Origin of the sequence: Paraburkholderia sp. BR10954 (assembly GCF_040965775.1) — a bacterium.
Lineage (GTDB): Bacteria > Pseudomonadota > Gammaproteobacteria > Burkholderiales > Burkholderiaceae > Paraburkholderia > Paraburkholderia youngii.
The window spans coordinates 1-255 of record NZ_JBFRCK010000324.1; the positions used below are offsets into that span (position 1 = coordinate 1).

General features: G+C 62.0%; 1 protein-coding gene. It reads right to left on the reverse strand.

Annotated features, from left to right (window positions below):
• Positions 1-255: transposase (locus tag AB4Y34_RS42430; protein ID WP_368719374.1), on the reverse strand; the 255-nt coding region annotated here is incomplete at both ends.

The window sequence follows — 255 nt, forward strand, 5'->3', positions numbered from 1 at the left end:
GCGCAGATAAGTTAGCGCCTTTCCGAGCAGGCTGTGGGGCACGACGCCGGGGGATTGCTTGAGCATGAGACTGCGGATGGCGTCGAGCACTCGTGCACTGTATCGCCGTCGCAATCGCTGTCGCCGGTTGGCTTCCCATTTCGCGCTGCGTGCCTCGGCGACGAACAACCTTCCGATCAGCTTGATGAAGCGTGTGGCCAGCAGGTCGGGCGAGCGCGCTGCCTTGGGCACATTGTCTTCTGCCTTGACGAAGTA